8 protein-coding genes and 1 pseudogene are annotated in these 17,012 nt (G+C 54.0%); 6 read left to right on the top strand and 3 right to left on the bottom strand.

What is annotated here, in order from left to right; translation table 11 throughout:
• Positions 1-21: 21 nt before the first annotated feature.
• Entirely contained in the window at positions 22-4,155 is a 4,134-nt protein-coding gene (locus ACESTR_RS05005; RefSeq protein WP_373178913.1) for a two-component regulator propeller domain-containing protein, read from the bottom strand.
• Positions 4,156-4,472: 317 nt separating this feature from the next.
• On the opposite strand from ACESTR_RS05005, the gene ACESTR_RS05000 reads away from it, so the two are divergent.
• From ACESTR_RS05000 to ACESTR_RS04985, 4 genes and pseudogenes are all read left to right on the top strand, one after another.
• Positions 4,473-6,707 (top strand): glycoside hydrolase family 3 protein, encoded by a 2,235-nt coding sequence (locus ACESTR_RS05000; protein WP_014775051.1) that lies wholly within the window; start codon positions 4,473-4,475, stop codon positions 6,705-6,707.
• 12 nt (positions 6,708-6,719) lie between these two features.
• Entirely contained in the window at positions 6,720-8,657 is a 1,938-nt protein-coding gene (locus ACESTR_RS04995) for a beta-L-arabinofuranosidase domain-containing protein (RefSeq protein ID WP_009596812.1), read from the top strand.
• Positions 8,658-8,677: 20 nt separating this feature from the next.
• Positions 8,678-10,399, top strand: a complete 1,722-nt coding sequence (locus ACESTR_RS04990; protein WP_277089257.1) for a DUF4091 domain-containing protein — start codon at positions 8,678-8,680, stop codon at positions 10,397-10,399.
• Positions 10,400-10,933: 534 nt separating this feature from the next.
• Positions 10,934-11,452, top strand: a pseudogene (locus tag ACESTR_RS04985) (DUF3408 domain-containing protein).
• A 20-nt stretch (positions 11,453-11,472) separates the two neighbouring features.
• Here the strand turns inward: ACESTR_RS04985 and ACESTR_RS04980 are convergent.
• Together ACESTR_RS04980 and ACESTR_RS04975 are read right to left on the bottom strand one after the other, a co-directional pair.
• Complete coding sequence (locus ACESTR_RS04980) at positions 11,473-11,625, bottom strand: hypothetical protein (protein WP_244076200.1); 153 nt, start codon at positions 11,623-11,625, stop codon at positions 11,473-11,475.
• A 56-nt stretch (positions 11,626-11,681) separates the two neighbouring features.
• On the bottom strand, positions 11,682-12,953 hold the full coding sequence (locus ACESTR_RS04975) for a site-specific integrase (RefSeq protein WP_302785160.1): 1,272 nt from the start codon (positions 12,951-12,953) through the stop codon (positions 11,682-11,684).
• A 272-nt stretch (positions 12,954-13,225) separates the two neighbouring features.
• Between ACESTR_RS04975 and ACESTR_RS04970 the strand changes: the two genes are divergently transcribed.
• Both ACESTR_RS04970 and ACESTR_RS04965 read left to right on the top strand, forming a co-directional pair.
• Positions 13,226-13,891: a nucleoside hydrolase gene (locus ACESTR_RS04970; RefSeq protein WP_373178927.1), complete on the top strand. Its 666-nt coding sequence runs from the start codon at positions 13,226-13,228 to the stop codon at positions 13,889-13,891.
• 36 nt (positions 13,892-13,927) lie between these two features.
• The gene (locus ACESTR_RS04965) at positions 13,928-17,005 is read left to right on the top strand and encodes a SusC/RagA family TonB-linked outer membrane protein (protein WP_279064751.1); all 3,078 of its coding nucleotides are present in this window, start codon (positions 13,928-13,930) and stop codon (positions 17,003-17,005) included.
• Positions 17,006-17,012 lie beyond the last annotated feature (7 nt).

The following is a 17,012-nucleotide window of genomic DNA, read 5'->3' as shown; positions in this document are numbered from 1 at the left end:
GTAGCCCGCTTCTGCGGACAATCAAGCGATTTTATCGCCTTTTTCGTTCAGTCTGTCGATAAATTCCTTGGGAGAGAATCCGAATTTCTTTCTGAAGCACGTACTGAAATATTTCGGGTCGTTGAATCCGGAAGCATAGGCCAGATCGGCAATACGCATCTTCTTCTGCTCTTCGAGCAAATGATAGGCAGCACGCAGTCGCACGTCAATGATGAATGCAGCCGGAGTCAACCCGGTGAGCGATTTGAGTTTTTCGGTAAGAATCGTACGCGACATATTCATTTCACGGGTAAAATCGGCCTGTGCAAATTCGCAATCGTCGATATGCGCATTGACGCACGCCATAGCCTGACGCATGAACTTTTCGTCCATCGAAGTATACTCCAGTTTCTCCACCTCAAAAATCGGCTGGTTGCGGAAATGCAGGCCCCGAATCTCCAATTTTCGGAGTTGATTGACAATCTGAGCGTAGAGCAACTGCAGGTTGAAGGGCTTGGTGACATAGCCGTCCGCCCCCGAATTGTACCCTTCAATCCGGCTTTCGTCGGCATTTTTGGCCGTAAGCAGGATAACCGGAATATGACAGTATTCGAAGGTCTGCTTGATCCGTCGGCACAATTCGATACCGTCCATGCCGGGCATCATGATATCCGAAACGACCAGATCGACCGGCTGTCGGGACAATATACGAAGCGCTTCTTCTCCGTCGGATGCCGTTTCAATTCGGAAATAGGGCGCCAAAAGATTGGAGATCAACAAGAGCAGTTCTTCGTTGTCATCGACGACCAACAGCGTATGGTCAGTGCGTGTGCGGGAGGGGGTATCGGTCATCGCCGCATCGGGCTGCACCGGAACGAATTCTCCGGCCCCTTCGTAAATTTTTTCCGCGGCATCGTCTCCGGTATCATCGTCGATCTCCTCTTCGGTATAAGCATCTCGACCTATGGGTAGCGTGATTCGGAAACAGTTGCCGTCCTGCTCGTCGCTCGACACCCGGATTGAACCTCGGTGGAGGTCGGTGAGATCCTTGACCAACGACAGACCGATACCGGTTCCAATCGTATGGTGTTTCCGGTAATTGCCGTCGTAAAACCGGCGAAAAAGTCCGTCGATAGTCTGCTGGGTCATCAGTTCGCCGCTGTTGGCGACCGAAATGCAGACCGAACAGTCGTCTCCGGTTTCGATCCGGATGATAATTTCACCCTTGTCGGGCGTGTATTTTGCCGCATTGGACAGCAGGTTGTAGACGATCTTATCGAGTTTGTCGGGATCGAACCAGCCGTCGACCTGTTCCGACGAAGCACGGAAATAGACCTTGAGCTGCTTTCGGGCCACAAGCGGGGCAAAAGCTTCCACACACCGGCGAACGAATCCGACGACATCGCCATGCGAAACACGGATTTTCAGATTCCCGCTCTCGACTTTCCGGAATTCGAGTATCTGCTGAATCAATCGCATCAGCCGCGTCGCATTGGCCGACATGACACCGTAAAGAGTCTGATTGTCCCCTGTGCCGTTGTTCAGGTTCTGGAGCGAAGTAAGAATAATCGTCAGCGGAGTCATCAGTTCGTGAGTGACGTTGGTGAAAAACTGCAATTTGGCATGATTCAGTTCTTCGGTTTTTTGTCGCTCCAACTTCGAAATCTGCACCTCCTGACGCAGCCGGAGCCGGTAGCGCAGGAACCGCACGACCCCATAGGCGAGCACCAGCAGCAGCACGGAATAGATCGTCCAGGCCCACCACGAAAGCCACGGGGCGGGGAGTATCCGCACTGTGAGCGTCCGCTCGTTGCTGCTCCACACGCCGTTTTCCCCGGCAGCCTGCAGACGGAATGTGTAGGTTCCCGGTGAAAGATTGCTGTATGAGGCGAAACGGTGGTGCGAATCGGCCGTAACATACTCCTTATCAAATCCGTCGAGCCGGTATCTAAAAATATGATCGCGCGGATTGGCATAGGAGAGCATCGAGAATTCGATGAAGAAGTTGTTCCGGTCGTGCGTAAGCGTCACGGCATCCGTGTAATCGATATCCCGGAGAGAGATGCGCGATCGTTCCCGTGCGGGAATGGTCCGTAACGAACGATTGTGCACCTTGAAGTCTGTGAGCACGATCGGCAGTCTCGTCTGGTGGGGCTGCGTGCGATTGCCGGTGAATATCATCAGCCCATTCGATCCTCCGAAAGCAATGCGTCCGTAATCGACCTGCGCCGAAGCGTTTCGGTTGAAGAAGAACGACTGCATGTCGGCCGATATAATATAGGTATTGATATGCTCGGGATTGCCCAGGCTGTCCGGCGAAAAGGAAAAGACCGAATTATTCGTGGTAATCCACATCCGGCCGTTTTCATCCCGGGCAATATTGCCGATACCTTTGTTTTCCAGATTCGGGAAAGCCGACACGGCCTTAAAGCTCCCTTCCGAAGGAATACGGACCGCAAGTCCGTCCGCAAAAGTTCCGGCCCAGATACACCCCGTATCGTCGGCCTGCAGGCAATAGACATGATCGGAAATCATGCCGTTGTCGCGTGTATACTGCCTCCAGGCTCCGTCTGCCGTACGGATATGCAGAATGCCCTGACCGTTGGAAGCGATCCAGACATCGCCTGCTTTGTCGCAACAGATGTCGAACACATAAGTCTGATCGAATGGCGTAGCGTATCCGAGCCATTCAGCAGCGGTGTGGAAACGCCCGTCTGTCGATTCGACGTAAATACCTAACCGGGAGCCTATCCACAGATTGCCGTGCGTATCCTCACACAGAGCAATCACGCAGTCGTCCAGAAAGTTCGGCTGGTTGAAATGATTGATCTGCCGAACCTTGTGCTGCGTTTCGTTATACACCCAAATACCGGCGTTTTGCGTTCCGAAATACAGTTCCCCGGTAGTCGAGCGGCGGATGATCGTATTGACGGTCGAAGTGTAAGGAAGCGACTTCAAATCGGGATGCTCGTGGTAATCGACGATTTTACCGCTTCGAATGTTGTATTTTATAAGGCCGAAATCAAGCAGCCCGAACCAGAAGTCGCCGTTTCCGGCGTAATACATACTTCGAACAGAACTCGTGTTGTAACGGGTTCTGATCGGTTCCAGCCGATCGGACTCGAATTTGGTTCCGCTGGTCTGGACCTTGCAGACGCCGCCACCCAACAAACCGATCCACATCAGTCCGTCACGGGTTCGAAGGATCGAATTCACCTCGTTATAGGGCAGGTCTCCCACGTTGTCGCCGGGAAAGAAATTCTGGAACGAATCGGGATTGTCGATGTCGTGGAGGATGCTCAACCCGCTGCGACCACCGATCCAGATGGTATTCTGCTCGGGATTTTCCTCAATATCGTAAATAATATCGTCGAGCAGCGAGTGCGTTCTGCCCGGCACGTGTTTATAATGCACGTAACGGGTCGGTCCCGGGGCCAGAGGATTAACCAGCCGCACCACTCCGGCGCCCCACGTACCCACCCAGATATTACCCGCGACATCACGTGCCAAAACATGTGCTTTACGCAGCACGGCATCGTCGCAAGCATAGGCGCGATCCTCACGGATATCATAACGCAACAAACCCTGATCGAAAGCGGCGATCCACAGGTTCAGTTTGTCATCCTTGATGATGGAGGTGACCGCCTTGACGGGACGACCCGCCGAATTGGAGATCGGGACGGGATGAAAATTACGGTCGAGCGCATTTTTGCGGAAAAGGCCCTTGTCACCGCCGATCCAGATGCCGTTGCCCGTATCGCACAGAATGACTGCGATGTTGCAATCCGCCAACTCTGGATATTCGTCGGCCACGATGTTTCCCGAAACCTTGTCGAGCCGAAAAAGGCCGTGCTCGGTTCCGATCCACAGGTTCTTGTCGTGGTCCTCGACAACGACATTGACGAACGTGTTGAACAACCCGTTCGAAACATCACGCATACCGTAGGTGATGGCTCCGTATCCATCGTAGCGGGCCAATCCGTTATAAGTTGGAATCCAGATATATCCATCGGAATCCTGATAAAGTTTGCGCACTTCGTTCGACGGCAAAATGTCGGAAGGTAACGGGGTGAAACGCACCTGAGGAAAAGACTCGGCAGCAACGATCTGTATCTCGGAAAGGACAAATCCGATGCAGACTATGAAAAAACGGGATATAAGAAAGCGACGATGCATAACGGGTATTTTCGGAAACTAAAGTATACATTTTTTTCGGGAAACACAACTGCATCCCGCCGAATTGTACGATCATTTGGCCGAAAGAGAACGGCGCAATACGGCTCAAAACGTCCGGACAACTGCAATTTCGCCTTTATTTCAATAAGGTATCCGTATACGGGAAAGAATCTTTCCGGAAAATATTCAACCCCGCGGCCGATAAAAATTCATTCTTTTGTAACTGCTTTCCCAAGTCCCCTAAAGAACGAACCGACCCTGATAACGATATGACAACAAAAACAGATCTTATACGTCGAATAGTATCTTTGGCGTTTATGTTGCCGATACTCTGTGCCTGCGGCCGAAAATGGACGGTCGAGCCGCATGACACCTACTGTCTGATTCGGCAAGACGGAGGACAGACTCTGGGCTATTTCCCCGGATCCGGCGTCCGTATCTTATATTCCGACGGATACGCTTTCAAAGACCTGAACCGAAACGGGATTCTCGACTGCTACGAAGATTGGCGGTACACCCCGGAAGAACGGGCGGAAGACCTTGCAAAGCGACTCTCCGTCGAAGAGATTGCCGGATTGATGTTATACAGTTCCCATCAGGCCGTCCCGACGGATTCGGTAGGTTACTGGTCCTCGACCTACAACGGGACCTCGCTCCGGGAAAGCGGACTTCCCCACTCGGCTGTTTCGGACAAACAGCGGAAGTTCCTCCGGGACGACAATCTCCGGGCCGTGCTCGTCGTCCGGGTTGAAAGTCCCCGCATTGCAGCCGAATGGAACAACAACATGCAGGCCTTCGTCGAAGGCCTCGGACAAGGCATTCCGGTCAATATCAGTTCCGATCCCCGGAATGAAACCCGAGCCTGGGCCGAATACAACGCAGGGTCAGGAGGAAAGATTTCGTTGTGGCCCAGTCCGCTCGGGCTGGCCGCTACGTTCGACCCCGAACTGGTCGAAAAGTTCGGACGGATCGCATCCGCCGAATACCGCGCCTTGGGTATCGCCACAGCGCTGTCGCCGCAGATCGATCTGGCGACCGAACCCCGGTGGAACCGGTTCTACGGTACCTTCGGCGAAGACCCCGATCTGGACACCGATATGGCGCGGGCCTATATCGACGGATTCCAGACCTCCGTTGGAGCTGCCGAGATTGCGGACGGCTGGGGGTATGAAAGCGTCAATGCCATGGTCAAACATTGGCCGGGCGGCGGCCCGGAAGAAGGCGGACGGGATGCCCATTTCAGCTTCGGGAAATACACTGTTTACCCCGGCGGAAATTTCGAGCAACACATCCGGCCCTTTGTGGAAGGAGCTTTCCGCCTCAACGGCAAGACACGAAAGGCCGCAGCCGTCATGCCCTATTATACGGTTTCCCACGGGGTGGACCCCTCGGGAAAAAAGGTCGGCAACGGTTTTAGCAAATATATCGTCACCGATCTGCTGCGGAACAGATACGGATACAACGGCGTCGTCTGCACGGATTGGGGCATCACGCACGACTATTCCAGCATCGAGGAGGCTGACGGCAAATGCTGGGGAGTGGAGGCATTGAGCATCCCGCAGCGGCATTACGAAGCGCTCAAAGCCGGAGTAGACCAGTTCGGCGGCAACAACGACAAAGGTCCCGTGCTGGAAGCCTACCGAATGTGGACCGCCGAATTCGGCGAAAAATCTGCCCGGGAGCGGTTCGAACGTTCCGCCATAAGGTTGCTGCTCAATATTTTTCGGACCGGTCTGTTCGAAAATCCCTATGTAGACCCGGACCGGACGGAAGCGACGGTCGGGAATCCGGAATTTATGCAAGCCGGTTACGAAGCGCAGCTCCGGTCGGTCGTCCTGCTGAAAAACCGGGCGGGAACCCTGCCCGCATCGACCCGCCGGAGCGTATATCTGCCCGAATGCGGACAATCCCGCCTACCTGTAGACACCTCTTTGGTCAAACAATATTACGAATTGGCAGAAAGCCCCGAAAATGCCGACTTCGCGATCGTTTTTATCGACGAACCCGACGGAGGCTGCGGATACGATGCGGCCGATCGGGAAAAGGGCGGCAACGGTTATGTCCCGATCAGCCTGCAATACGGCGACTACACGGCCCGCCACGCACGCCCCGAGAGTATTGCCGGCGGGGACCCGAAAGAACCGTCCATCGACCGGAGTTACCGCGGGAAAACCGTCCGGAGTTCCAACCGGGAAGAGTTGAAACGGGTACTCGGAACGAAACGGCAGATGGGAGACAAGCCCGTCGTGGCTGTCGTTTCCACGACCAGACCGTTCGTTCCGGCCGAATTCGAACCTTCGGCCGATGCCATACTGCTTGCTTTCGGGGTACAGCGTCAGGCCGTGCTGGATATTATCTCCGGCCGGCGGGAACCGTCGGCACTTCTGCCGATGCAATTGCCCGCAGACATGAAAACCGTGGAACAGCAGCATGAAGACGTTCCGAGAGATATGGTTTGTTATACGGACTCGGAAGGAAATACATATGATTTCGCTTTCGGGCTCGACTGGAAAGGTGTCATCCGGGATGCAAGAGTCGAAAAATACAAATAGTCAAGAAATCGCATGAAGAAGCTGTTTTCAATTATTGCACTTTGCCTCGTCGGTACCGCGACGAACGCCCAGGCCCCTTATGCCCAGTTTCAGGGCGGCATGATCGGCTGCATAGAGCCGCAGGGCTGGATCGAGGAATTCCTCCACCGCCAACAAACGGGACTTACGGGACATCCCGAGGCGATGTCCTATCCGTACGACTCCTGCCTTTGGGCGGGTGAGATCGGACGTAACACCGAAACCTACGGAAGCGACTGGTGGCGCTACGAGCAGACAGCCTATTACACCGACGGTCTGCTCCGCCTGGGTTACCTGCTCGGTGATCGGGAGATGATCGCCAAAGCCGAGGAGGGGATTCGCTACACGCTGGCCAACGCATCGTCCACAGGTGTTTTGGGCAACAAAGCGATTGAGTCGATGTGGCCCATGTGTGTCTACTTCCGGGTGCTGCAAGCCTATTACGAGCGCACGGGCGATCCGGCGATCCCCGCAGCCTTGGAAAGGCACTACATGAACTTTACGCAGGAGCAGGTCGAGAAATGGCGCAACATCGTCAGCATCGAGGGAATGTTGTGGACTTACGGCAAAACCGGCAATGCGAAGTTGCTGGATATTTGCGAGAGAGCCTACAATGGCGGAAAATTCGGGGACCTGACGCCCGCAGTCGCGGCCGGCGACGAACGGTTCGTCATGCATGGCGTCACCTGCATGGAAGAACTGAAACTCCCGATGCTGCTCTATGCCTATACGGGCAAACGATATTACCTGGACCTTGCACTCAACGCCGAACGCAAGCTCACCCGCGACCACATGCTCCCCGACGGCGTTCCGGCCAGTGCGGAAGCGCTCGTCGGAAACGGGAACGTCATCAACAGTCACGAAACCTGCGACATTTCCGACTACACCTGGACGCTGGAGCAATTTCTCCTGACCACGGGCGAAGTCCGGTGGGCTGACAAAATAGAAAAAGCGGTCTTCAATGCCGGACTAGGAGCCGTTACCAAGGATTTCCGATCGTTGCAGTATTTCTCGTCCGTCAATCAGGTAATCGCAACGGGGCGTTCAAATCACAACGAATTCTTCCACGGTTCGACCTGGATGGCTTTCCGGCCGACGCATGAAACGGAGTGCTGCGCCGGAAACGTTCACCGTTTCATGCCCAATTACGTCGCACATATGTGGCTACGCGGGAAAGACGGCTCTATTGCCGCTGCGCTCTACGGACCTTCGGCTGCAACGTTCGACCTGCCGAACGGCCGACAGTGCCACATCGCACAGCGGACCTCCTATCCGTTCGACGGGGAGATCGAGTTCTCCTTCGGCCTGAAAGAGAGGACGGATATCCCGTTTCTGCTGCGCATTCCCGCATGGTGCAGGGATGCCAAAATATATGTCAACGGCAAACTGTGGCGAGACGCATGTCCCGCCGGCACGTTCGTGACCCTCCGGCGCAAATTCAGGAACGGCGACCGGATTCGGTTGTGTCTCAGCATGCAACCCGTCATGAACACCGTTCCCGGACAGGGAATCTACGTGCAGCGCGGACCTCTGCTCTTCTCCTATCCTGTTCCCCAGCGGAAAACAGCCGACCGGACGGTCTATGCGAATATGAACGGCAAAGTTCCCGGCAACCCCGAATTCGAATGCTGGAGCATCGAGCCTGCCGGACCCTGGAACTATGCCCTTTGCTCCGATCCGGTCATACCCCTGAAGGTCATTCGGACAAAACCCGCAGCCGCAGGAAGCTATCCGTTCGATCCGGAACATACGCCCGTGAAAATCTCGGTTCCCGTCAAACCGATCGACTGGGAATTGGAAAAAGGACGCTACACGCCGCGCCTTCCGGCCGAAGGGATAGCCCGCGCCGTATCCGACCGTATCGAATACCTCGAACTGATTCCCTACGGATGCACGGAACTCCGGCTTACTGTTTTCCCGCAATGCAATTAAGAATTCAAACCGAACCCGAAATGAACATTTCCCCGCTCCGACTTCTCGTCAACCGGACGATCCGGACTCTTTGCCCTGCACTCCTGCTGCTACCGGTAGCCTGTAGTGAAAGCGGACTCACGATCCGCGTCATCGATCCTTTGACCAATGTTCTTCCCGGAATCGTTTGCCCTCCTGCCGGGGACGATACCGTCCGCGTGGCCCGCGGCGAGAACGCCGTTCTGCAATTCGTTATCTCCGCTGACGACTCCGTCGCGGCAATGACTCCTGTCCTTCGGAGTCTTAAAACAGAGCAGGGAGCTTCGCTCGACAAAGCCGTTCTGGGCTGGGTCCGGAACGTACAGGCTTCCCACGCCTACGTGCCGGCGGCCCCCGATGCCCTGCAATCACCGTCCGGAGAATATCCCGATCCCATTCTGACCGACACCACCGTATCTATCGCTGCAGGCGGGACAGCTTTGCTCTGGTTGGACATTCCGATTCCGGCCGATGCCGAAGCGGGGCTTTACGAAGGATCGGTACGCATTTCCGGGCTAAAGAACGGAAAGCGGATCGTTGCCGACCGACAATTCACCATACAAGTTTATCCGGTCACGCTTCCCGAACAGTCGTTATTGGTTACCAACTGGTATTTCCCCGATAAATTCTCTTTCATGAACGGCAACGAATCCGTGGAGGACGATTCACCGGCCTATTGGGAATGTATGCGGCAGCTCGTCGAAACCGCCTCGGCCTATGGTCAGAACGTCTGGTTGCTCTACGAAACGGGAACGCCGGTTCCGACAGCCGACGGCAAAGGGCTGACGTTCGATTTCTCACGGATGGACAAAACGATCGAATTCCTGCTCCGACACGCCGACGTACGGCTGATCGAGGCCAACCATTTCGCCAAGCGGTCCCGCAACGGGTGGACCGATCCTTTCTGGGCCAACGTACCGGTCCCCGACGGCAAGGGCTCCTATGTTTATCAACGTCTGCCCCATGACGACCCGCGCGTGCAACGATACATCGCAGCGTATTTTCCGGCTCTGCAGGAGCATTTGCGTTCCAGAATGATCGATGACGGAAGCGGCCGCAGTTGGCTCGACATCTACACACAACACATTGCCGACGAACCGCTCAACGAAAATAAGACCTCCTGGGAAGGATTGGCCCGCCAGGTAAAACAGGCTGCCCCCGACATCCGAATCATCGAAGCTTACCGTTCTTCGTCCTACGACCCGGCGCTGATCGACATCCTCGTGCCACAACTCGACGAATTCGTATGGGAAATCTATCGAACAATGCCAGCCGGACATAGTTGCTGGTTCTACACCTGCATGTATCCCCGGGGGAATTTCGCAAACCGTTACGTAACACTGCCGCTCATCAAGACACGCCTGCTGCATTGGATAAACTACAAATACGACTCTCCGGGATACCTTCACTGGGGCTTCAACGCATGGGGAGCGAACGGCGATCCTTTCGGAGACGTTTCCGCCCCCGCCAATGACTGGCCCGGCGGCGACTCGCATATCGTCTACCCCGGTTACCGTAAGCTCTACCCGTCGATTCGGCTGGCAGCCATGCGTGACGGCATCCGTGACTACGACCTGCTGAAAATGGTTGAGGCCCGGGATTCGATCCGTGCACAGGCTTTCGTCAATGCGATCATATTCGATTTCGACCGGTACGACACGTCAGTGTCCAGATTCCGGCAGATTCGCCGGGAAATATTGGATTTTTTGGAAGACATGCATTAATCGGAATATTCAAGCAGTCAATCTCTGATTCAGTTCAGCAGATAAAATAATCCCGTTTGTCAGTTTTCGGTCGGTATTCATGACATCGGTTAAAAAGGCGTTCGACTGGGGAGAACGCCCGGCCTCGCAGAGCGAGCGCCTTTCGTATGCCGAAAAACTTTTCGGCATACAAAGGTACAGCTTGCTGTTATCTGGCGATAACAAAAATCCGCGGCGGAAATTTTTTGTGAAAACTTTGAAAAACCTCCGCTACGGCTTTCGAGGACGGGTCTTTCCCGGTTGCAATATTACAACCGTCCGGGCACCAAAACAAGCTCTCGGTGCGGACTGGAGCGGTCGTGGCCGGACATCAAAACCGAGGTATTTCAGTCGGTGGTATCCTGCATCATGAAAGGTAGGTTTTCTTGTTCCGTTCATTATTCCGATATAAACTGCGTGAAGCAGAAAATGGTATTTTGAATGGTTTAAACCATAAAACAGACACACACGCTTTACAAGCATAAAGCGAACGTTCAATCTTAAAAACATTGTACCATGGATTCATTAAAAGAAACCGACAACCTCGCAACAAAACCATCGAAGCGTCCCCGTATCGAAGTCGACGAAGAATTGATGCGCCAGATGATCGCCGGATAGGCCCCTTTGGATTCGAAAGTCGTCCGCCGGATTCCCGAACCGGAAGCGGAAAATACGGACGCTCCCGAGGGAAAGACATCGGAAACGGTATCCGGAGCATCGGCTCCGACTGCTGAAAGGACAGACGTCAATACCCAAACGAGTGACGTAAAGGAGCTGGCCGGATTCCGTCGCAAAAAGATTCCGCTGCCGGATTTCGAACGCACGTTCTTTGCCCCGGCGGACTGCCGTAACCGTTCGGCGATCTATATCAGTGCGGCAACCAAGCACAAAGTATCGGCAATCCTCCACTTATTGGGGAATGAGAATACAAGGCTTACAGCTTTGGTCGACAATATGCTGCGCTTTGTAATCGGAATTTACAGCGACGAATTGAATTATCTCCACGAGAAGAAGAACAACAGACGACTATTTTAAATAGACAATGCGATAAGCGATTACTTTGGGTTTCTGATATGGACGTAGCGAAACGACTGGCGTCCGAACCGCAGAATGTCGCCTTTTCCGACGATAGCGACCAGCAAAATGCCGGGGATGGAAATACGCAAGGCTCGCCCTCGGGCGATTCGCATGGCCTTGCGTATTTCCATCTCCGGCGTTTAATTGACTATCGGCGGGAAACTTGTAATCGCCGATGTCTTTCGGATTAGCCGTCGCTCTCTTCTTTCAGAGTCGGGAACTGGAATCTATCGCCTATTTTATCCTCTATTCGGCTTATCGCATTGCCTATCATTTGGTTTGTCACCTTGGCATAAATCTGAGTCGTGGTCGTATATTTATGCCCTAACATCTTACTGACTGTTTCCAGTGGAATACCGTTCATCAAGGAGACCGTCGTGGCGAAGGTATGCCTTGCCGTGTGGAATTTCAGATTCTTCGCAATCCCGCATTGTCGGGCGATATGTTTCAAACTGGCGTCCGAGGATTTCAAGGAAGCGACCGGGAAGACCTTTCCCGGATTCTCGGGAAAGAGCCGGTTGAATCGGTTGGCAGGAATACGATACTTTTCAAGAATAGCTTTCGCAACCGGAAGTAGTTTTACCGTAAACGGTACTTTCGTTTTCTGACGGATACTGCTAATCCACCATGCTCCGTTCGGAGTTTGTTTCAACTCCTCATAACTCAGTTTGGCCAGATCGGCATAGGACAGGCCCGTAAAACAACAGAACAGAAACATATCCCGTGTCCGATCCTGACGCTGCTGCTTGACTTTGCCGATAATTAGTTTATTGATTTCTTCTTCGGTGAGATATTCAATTTCCGGCTGGTCGGCAAAGTAGTAGTAATAGGCAAACGGATTCTTCTCCATTTGCCCGTCGTTAAACGCTTTCTTGACGATATGCTTCAGTGATTTGATCTCAACGCTGATCGTCGTGTCGGCAAGGCCCTTGACATGTTTCAGATAGGCGGCAAACTTCTCTGCAAAAGACTGATCCAGTTCCACAAGGGGTATATCCTTGACTTTATAGTCCTGACAGATGAAAAGACTCAAATCGCGTCGTAGCGTTTGATAACGAAATAAGGAGTGGATGGTACGGTCCACATCTATACGGTTCTTGTACTCTTTGCAGAATTCATCGCATAACTCCAGTAACAGTTTATACCTTTTACTGAAACCCAGATAGGCGTTCTTCACCTTATCGGCGGAAACATATCCGTCACGGTCGCAGATAGACTGGTAATGCTTTCCGATCTGGATACGAATATTATCCAGATAGCGGTTGATACGGTCGGCTTCGAGGCTTTTGCCTTTGGCGCGACCGCCCTTCACCTCCCACAGATGGGGAGGAACGCTAAGTTTGGCGCTGAACTGGGCGATCGTACCGTTGACGGTAATACGGCCCATGACGGGAACAACCGGCTGAACTTTGTGTTTGTCCTTTTTAAGGTAGAACAGAACCTTGAATGTACTGCGCATACTCCGATGAAATTTGGGGGTTAAAACTAATTTCCTCAGAGTTGTCTGTCAAGATGAAGCGCGATGCAAGAAATTGCAAACGAATATTTTATGCAAAATACAGCAAAACAGACGAGGTAACGATCTGGAAACCGTAACCTCGTCTGGAATTACCTTATTATGCTTGGAATCCCTCGAAGAAGAAACCCTGTGCAAAGATTAAATCGCTGAATATTTAATATTTACACCCATTTTCTCCTCTCGGGAAACGAATGGGTAGTACTTGAGGTACGATCTCCGATTACGATGCGCTGCCCGAAAGTGCGGAGCTGCTGCGCCGGCTGCTTGCGTCGCAGGGCGACGGTGAAGTGACGCTGATCGCCGTGGGATTTTCCACGAACCTGCAGCGGCTGATGGCTTCCGGTCCGGATGCGGTCTCTTCGCTCGACGGTATGGAACTCATCCGCCGTAAAGTAAAACACCTTTACATGATGGCCGGCGAATTCGAGCAAGCCGAGGGGAAAAGCGCCGAATACAATATCCGTATCGACCGCAATGCCGCGCAGGAGCTTTTCGAAAAGTGGCCCACGCCCGTTACGGTCAGTCCTTTCGAGGTCGGTTCGCGTATTCTCTATCCCGTGGAGTCGATTCTCGGAGATTTCGGCTATGTGGAGAAACATCCGCTGGCCGAGGCCTATAAAGTCTATAAACCGATGCCTTACGACCGTCCTATGTGGGACCCGTCGGCCGTGCTCTGCGCCGTGGAACCCGATGCCGGGTATTTCCGTTACAGCGCTCCGGGCCGGATTCGTGTGGATGACGAGTCGATGACATGGTTCGAACCCGATCCTGCGGGCAGGCATCGTTACCTGATAGCCGGAGAGACAGAGTGCGCCAGAGCGCGCGAGCGTATGGTCGAGCTGATTACACGGCGGCCGCATCCTTATACCGAACCTTAACGATGGAATACCGAAACGTTACTAACCTTTAAACCTATGAAACATTTCAGACTATTAATCTTGTCGCTGGGGCTGGCTTTGGTGAGTCTCGCCGCAGCGGCTCGGCAGGTGACCGTTTCCGGCGTCGTGACCGACGCTTCGGGTTCGGCGCTTGTCGGTGCGACGGTGCTTGTGCAGGGCGGCAGTCAGGGAGTGACCACCGATAACAAGGGCCAGTTTACGCTCAATGTTCCCGAAGGGAGCGTCCTCGACATCTCTTTTGTGGGCTATGAGAAGCAGAGCGTCCCCGTCAAGACCGGTGCTCCGATGCACATCACGTTGCAGGAAGAGGCGACGCAGATGGGCGAGGTCGTCGTCGTCGGCTACGGCGTCCAGAAAAAGGTGAATCTTACGGGTGCCGTGTCGCAGATTTTGGGTGACGCGATTGCGGACAAGGCTGCGCCCAACGTGCTGGCCTCTCTGCAGGGCGAATTGCCCGGCGTGGTCGTCACGCAGTCGAGCGGCCAGCCCGGCGAGGAGGGTTTCGCCCTTCAGATCCGCGGCCATTCTTCGGTCAATACGATTTCGACGCTGGTGCTGATCGACGGTATCGAGGGCGATCTCGATATGCTCAACCCGAACGATATCGAGTCGATTTCGGTGCTGAAGGATGCCGCGTCCGCATCGATTTACGGTTCGAAGGCTGCTGCGGGCGTTATCCTCGTCACGACCAAGCAAGGCGCCGCCGAACGCGTGAAGGTGAGCTACAACGGTTCGTACAGCTTCACGCGACAGGGCCGCAAACCCAGCCGTATCAATTCGTGGGAGGAGTATGAGATTACCCAGCGGGCCAACAACAAGGCTGTCAATGCCGAAATGATCGAGTGGCTCAAAAATCCCAATTTCAACTCGATGCTTTCGTCTTCGACGGCTCTGAGCTATCTGGACAACACCGACTGGATCCGCAAGAGTCTCAACGACTGGAGCCATATGCAACGTCATTCGCTGTCGGTACGCGGCGGAAGCAATAAGCTCAACTACATGGCCTCGGTGGGGTATTACGAACGCCGGGGTTTCTTCAAGTACGGTCCCGATGACAACAACCGTTTCAACTTTCGTGCGAATCTCTTTTCGCGCATCAACCGCTATCTCGATCTTTCGATCAAGCTCACGGCCGACCGTTCGGAAATCAACGCCAATGCCTTCAACGCTTCGAAGGTGCTCGCCGAAGTGTACCGCTGCCGCACTCGCATGCCGGTCTATTTTCCGCAGGATGAGGATCCGCTTGTAAACCCGAACCTCTATGCCGGTCAGGACGGCACCAATCCGATCGACCTGATGAAAAATGCCGGTACGTCGGACAACATCAACAACGACGTTTCGGGACAGGCCAATCTGCGTATACGCAATCTGGTCAAAGGCTTGCAGATCAATCTCACCGCTTCGCGCAAATACCGCGCGAACCTGAACGACCGCAAAACCCGTCGTCTGATCTGGTACAGCCGCGGCGACAATGAGTATCGTTATTCGCAGACTACGCCCAACGGGGTGCAGAAGCGCCGTGACAACTCCTTTACGGACAATCTGCGCGCCGTGGCCGATTACGACCTGAAACTGGGTCGCAGCCACAATTTTCATATCATGGCCGGTACCGAGTGGGAAAACTACCGCTTCGACCGTGTTTACGCCACGAAGGATTACATGCCCGACGGATTTTATTCGCTCAATTTCGGCAATTCCCAGTCGGCTTTCAACTCCGACCTGATCAATACTTCGGCGGTGATGTCCTTTTTCGGACGTTTCAATTACAATTTCCGCGAGAAATATCTCTTCGAGGTCAATCTGCGCTATGACGGCAGTTCGCGTTTAGCGCCTGCGAACCGTTGGGAGCTGTTTCCCTCGGTTTCGGGCGGCTGGGTCATCAGCAAGGAGAATTTCTTTCGTGACAAGGTCAAATTCATAGACCTCCTGAAGGTCCGCGCTTCGTGGGGCCGTCTGGGAAATGCCAATGCACTGGGCTACTACGACTATATCAACATGATCGAGACCGGCAAAACCATTTTCGGCGGCACTTCGGCCACGACCAATTACATCAAGACGCTGGCTTCGCCCCAGAAGAGCTGGGAGATCATCGACGTGCGCAATATCGGTCTAGACATGAACCTGCTGCGCAACCGCCTGCAGTTTACCGGCGAATATTATTGGAAGCGCAATATCAACATGCTCTCGTCGGCAATGGGCGTGCCGTCGCTTATCGGCATCGGGCTCCCTTCGGCCAATGTCGGCGAACTGAAGACATGGGGTTGGGAGATCGACGTGCGCTGGCGCGACAAGATCGGCAAGCATTTCAGCTACTGGGTGGGGGCCAATCTTTCGGACAGCCAGAACGAACTGGTCAAATACGAAGGAAGCAACGTCATTCAGGAAGGCGTCGTTCCTCTGCTCGAAGGCTATCCGCTCAATACGATATGGGGCTACCGCACGGCGGGACTCTATCAGGAAACCCCGGCTATGGAGGAGGCTATCCTGCAGCCCGGCGGCGCGCTCACTGCGGCGGGCGATGTGCGTTATGTCAACCGGGACAGCGATCCCTACATTACGGGTGGCAATTTCACGCCCGATTCGCCGGGCGATCTGGTCATGCTCGGCACGACCGATCCGCGTTATACGTTCGGTGCCGATTTGGGATTCGAATGGAAAGGGCTGCGCTTCTCCGTGCAGTTGCAGGGTGTGGGCAAACGCAACTTCCTGCTCGACGAAGCCACGCTCAATCCCACGCAGGGATCGCTCTATCAGGCGATCAATATCCACCGGGACTACTGGACTCCTGAGAATACCGACGCATTCATGCCCCGTCCGGTTTACAAGGGCGGTTCGTACAACTACAAACCTTCGGACCGCTGGATTCAGGATGCGGCTTACCTGCGTCTGAAAAACATCACGATCGGCTATACGATTCCCTTCAAACCGCGGAGTTTCGTCCGTTCGTGTTATGTTTATGTTTCCGGAGACAATTTGTGGGAAACAACCCGTACGTGGGATGTCTTCGATCCGGAAGCCCCTGCCATCACCACGGTCAATGGCTGGTATGCCTTTTACCGTGCCGTTACGGTCGGTCTTAATGTCTCCTTCTAAAATCAGC

The organism is Alistipes sp. DJF_B185, assembly GCF_964250025.1.
Taxonomy (GTDB): domain Bacteria; phylum Bacteroidota; class Bacteroidia; order Bacteroidales; family Rikenellaceae; genus Alistipes; species Alistipes finegoldii.
This window is presented reverse-complemented; position numbering and strand designations above follow the sequence as displayed.

Coding starts and splice junctions, on each gene's coding strand:
- ACESTR_RS05005 (WP_373178913.1), bottom strand. CDS start 4,155: ATGCATCGTCGCTTTCTTATATCCCGTTTTTTCATAGTCTGCATCGGA.
- ACESTR_RS05000 (WP_014775051.1), top strand. CDS start 4,473: ATGTTGCCGATACTCTGTGCCTGCGGCCGAAAATGGACGGTCGAGCCG.
- ACESTR_RS04995 (WP_009596812.1), top strand. CDS start 6,720: ATGAAGAAGCTGTTTTCAATTATTGCACTTTGCCTCGTCGGTACCGCG.
- ACESTR_RS04990 (WP_277089257.1), top strand. CDS start 8,678: ATGAACATTTCCCCGCTCCGACTTCTCGTCAACCGGACGATCCGGACT.
- ACESTR_RS04980 (WP_244076200.1), bottom strand. CDS start 11,625: ATGGAAATACGCAAGGCCATGCGAATCGCCCGAGGGCGAGCCTTGCGT.
- ACESTR_RS04975 (WP_302785160.1), bottom strand. CDS start 12,953: ATGCGCAGTACATTCAAGGTTCTGTTCTACCTTAAAAAGGACAAACAC.
- ACESTR_RS04965 (WP_279064751.1), top strand. CDS start 13,928: ATGAAACATTTCAGACTATTAATCTTGTCGCTGGGGCTGGCTTTGGTG.